The organism is Micrococcus sp. CS26, from assembly GCF_055522295.1.
Window position 1 is genome coordinate 1 of sequence record NZ_JBVFVY010000045.1, and the last position, 3632, is coordinate 3632.

Here is a 3632-nt window from a genome sequence, read left to right on the forward strand (position 1 = left end):
CCCAGACTCGAGGGCAGTGACCAGCGGTTTATGGTGATCGTCATTCATGATGTCGACTGGGTCGCCATCCCCAGGAGAAAACATCACCACCCTCATGCGGCCCTCGAGCCCTTGCCATGTTTCTAAGAGGGTTGCGTTCTGCGATAACTCGCACAGTCGCTCGTGGAATCGGAGGTCTTGGTTCAGTCGATCAAGGTAGCTGACTTGCTCCCGACTGGCAGGAGGAAGGAGCTCCTGGAGCTCGGCAGAGGCACTAGCTCCCTCTCCTCTGGTGATAATTTCCTCAACAGCGAGTGCCTCTAGTGCAGCACGGACCCGGAATATCTCTTCGATCTCTTCTGGGCGGAGAGTCCGCACCCAGACTTTGCCACGGCTGTCACTGGTCACAAGCCTGGCTTGCTCTAAGGTCCGGAGCGCTTCACGAACAGTCCCTCTGCTGACCCCGTAGCTTTCAGCCAGTTCAGTCTCGCCTAGGTGGTCCCCGGGGCGGAAGGTGCCGGTAAGAACCGCCTCGCGAAGCGATTCCAGTACTTGCTCGCGCAGGGTCAAGCGACTTAGCTTGGGCAGACCGGCGATTGTCATGCGACCCAGCCTATCTGGCAAGCGTTAACAGTTGATGTCAGCTCGACGTGACTCGAGGGCCAAGCCGGCGGTGGGTGTGGAGCTGGTGCGCTGTAGGCCAGATGTGCGGCAGCGCCCGCAGAGAGATCATTCGAGACTGGCCATTGGCGGCTGCCGGTGGGCCCAGGGCTGCGCGCGTTCGATTTGAGCGCTGAGCGAGATCACCAGTTCTTCGGATGCTGCTGGCCCGATGACCTGTCCGCTCAGTGGAAGACCTGAGGCTGTCATGCCGGTCGGGATAGCGGCAGCAGGATTGCCCATCAAGTTCCAGATCGAGGTAAACGATGCCACGGGGGTGGCAACTGCAGAGGCCTTCCTGAAATCGAGTCCGTCCAGTTGCCCCACCGGCACTGCGGGGCTCGGGGTGGTGGGGGTCAGAATGAGATCAATGTCGGTGAAGAACGTCTTAAGGAACTTCTTTCCTTCGGCGATTCCGCGGCGTTCGGCTCTCGGCACCAGACGGTTGAGCCGGTCGCCTAGGCGGGCCATCGTCACTGTGCGCCGTTCCAGGAATTCTGGATGCTCGACTCGCGCAGCTTCGTCGCGAATACCGCCCAGCACTTGAAGGAGGAAGGCAGTTTTCACCGAAGGGTATTTTGGCGTGAGCTCAACGATTTCGTGGCCGAACTCCTGCAACTTGCTCGCTGTGACTCGCAAGGCGTGGATCGTCTCTGCGTCGGCGTCCGGCCCGCCGGTCGGGTTATTGAGGGCCAGCGCGATCCGCAGGGGCTGCGGATCAGTCGTCGCAGCTTCCATCAGGGTCCCCTGCCAGGGCGGTGCAGAGAAGCGGTCTGCGGCCACAGTCCCTGCCACGGCGTCGTAAATGAGCGCGCTATCTGCCACGCTCCGGGTCAGTGGGCCCAGTACCCCCAGGGAGCGCCAAAGATCCGAATTGGGAGCCACACTGATCCGGCCTCGTTGGGCTTTGAGCCCGAATAGCCCACAATAGCTCGACGGTAAGCGAATGGAACCGCCACCATCGCCTCCGATACCGGCGGGCACAATTCCCGCCGCGACTGCCGCGGCCGTTCCGCCGCTTGAGCCAGCTGGTGAGCGCAAGAGATCCCAGGGGTTTCGAGTGTAGCCATGGGCGCTGGTTTCGGTGAAAGGCCAAATTCCGAACTCCGGCATTCTCGTTTTGCCCACAATCACAGCACCCGCTGCCCGCAATCGCCGAACCAGCTCGCTGTCTGAGGCCGCCGGGGTGGTGACGGACGCGCCGCCGTAGGCTGTTGGTAAACCGGCGACGTCGTTTTCGTCTTTGATCACCATGGGGACCCCGTGTAGGGCGCCACGCAGGGAGCCGGTGGCCTGCTCTTGATCCAGCTCGCTTGCCTCAGCAAGGGCTTCTTCAGTCCGCACGGCGGCAAAAGCATTAAGCAGGGGGTCCAGCTTCGCGATCCGGTCCAGACTGTGCTGAACAGCATCGCGTGCGGTGGTCTCGCCCCTGGCGATCATTCCAGCCAGTTCCACAACCCCGCGGTAATCTAACCTGTCCATCAGCTCCCCATTTCTGAGCGACACGAGTGTGCGGCGCCATGCTCTCATTATGGTCCGGTGGGCTTGTCCCGCGTCAAGTAGTTGGCAGGATTTCCTTGGTTTTGAATGTCGGGGTGGTGGGGTCGGCCAGGCCCAGGTGCACCTCCTTGGGCCGGTTCCATGAGATGGCCTCGTGGGGCCGGAGCTCGTTGTACTCGATCCGGTAGTCCTCGGCCCGCTCGGCGAGCACGATCGCGTCGTCGATCTCGTCCAGGTAGAGCCGTTCGTACTTCAGCGTGCCGAAGCCGCGTTCACGGGACCCGTTCTGCCCCGGGGTCTTCACTCGGGTGCGCACGTGGTGTAGCTGAAGGGTGGGCGGCGATGAAGGACTCGAAGCGGAAGGACCGGAACGGCCCGCCGTTGTCCGTCACGATGGTCACCACGGGCAACAGCTCACCGGTCTCGGGATCGACCGGGCAGGCCTCGACCAGCGGGTGACCGAACATGGCCTCGTAGTCGGCCAGGGCCAACTCGATCGCGTCGATCGCGTCGTGCTGGTTCCCGGTGGGCGAAACGTGGAAGGGGTGCTCGTACTTGGACCAGTAGTCCCGGCACCCGGCCAGCCGCCAGGTCCCTCCGGTGGTGGTCTCGAACTCGCTGAAGTCCAGCTGCCAGACTTGGTTCGGGCCTGAGGGCTCGGTGGCGAACGCGGCCTTGCGCCGCTCGGCCAGCTTCCGTCGCTCCCGTTGGTACTGCGCGGGCAGAATCAGCCCCTCGTCGCGCAGGATTCGCAGCACGGTCGCCTCGGAAACCACATGCCCGTCGTGGCGGACCATTGCCCAGATCTTCCGATGCCCCCACGCCGGATGGGCCAGCGCGTGCTTGACCACCAGTTCCCTGGCGGCCTGCCGTCCCGGTTGCGGCCACGGTCCCTTCACCGCCGTCCCGGTGCGGGCCTTGGCCTGCCAGCGGCGCCAGGTCCGCTCGGGCATGTCGAAGAGCTGGCAGAACCTCGCGGTCGACATGCCCGCTTCCACGCGGATCACCTCGAGGTCCTGGAAGGGCCCAGCCGGCCCTCCGCGGACTTCTTCCACACCCTGGCTTCCAGGTGTGCCTCGCCCAAGGCCTGGGTCAGCTCGGCGACCTCGGCCTCCAGCTGTTCCTCTCGGGAGGATGGTCCGGACCTGCCGGCCACCAGGGCGGTCTTGCCGGCTTCCAGGAACTCGGCCTTCCACCGTCCGATGGACTGCTCACTGACTTTCTCCTTGCGTGCCGCTTCGGCGATGGACATCTCGCCGGCCAGCACGCTCAGCACTATCCGGGTCTTCTTCTCCGCCGGAATCGAGGGTGGTCTACCCATGACTGACTCTCCTTCAGGACCTACATAACGGCCCTGCCACTAAGTCTGACGCGCGACACCCCCACCAACAAGGGCTCCACGCTCAACGGTGAATAGCCCCTAATCCGACGACCGACGCGCCCATCCGCCCCCAGTCCGGGGTTACACCCTCAATTGTGAAGAGCCGTTAATA

Annotated in this window: 5 protein-coding genes; all 5 read right to left on the bottom strand. The window is 63.5% G+C overall.

The features are described from left to right. On the bottom strand, positions 1 to 582 hold a 582-nt coding region (locus ACZ1IK_RS11050), incomplete at its 3' end, for a GntR family transcriptional regulator (RefSeq protein ID WP_465098511.1). A 126-nt stretch (positions 583 to 708) separates the two neighbouring features. After that, positions 709 to 2121, bottom strand: a complete 1413-nt coding sequence (locus tag ACZ1IK_RS11055) for an amidase (protein WP_100058301.1) — start codon at positions 2119 to 2121, stop codon at positions 709 to 711. Between the two features lie 73 nt (positions 2122 to 2194). Beyond that, positions 2195 to 2455 (bottom strand): integrase core domain-containing protein, encoded by a 261-nt coding sequence (locus ACZ1IK_RS11060; RefSeq protein ID WP_051130804.1) that lies wholly within the window; start codon positions 2453 to 2455, stop codon positions 2195 to 2197. Next, the gene (locus tag ACZ1IK_RS11065) at positions 2412 to 3125 is read right to left on the bottom strand and encodes an IS3 family transposase (protein WP_262347870.1); all 714 of its coding nucleotides are present in this window, start codon (positions 3123 to 3125) and stop codon (positions 2412 to 2414) included. Before ACZ1IK_RS11065 ends, ACZ1IK_RS11060 begins: the two co-directional genes overlap by 44 nt. Positions 3126 to 3142: 17 nt before the next feature. Beyond that, complete coding sequence (locus ACZ1IK_RS11070) at positions 3143 to 3460, bottom strand: transposase (protein ID WP_010080477.1); 318 nt, start codon at positions 3458 to 3460, stop codon at positions 3143 to 3145. Positions 3461 to 3632: the final 172 nt, after the last annotated feature.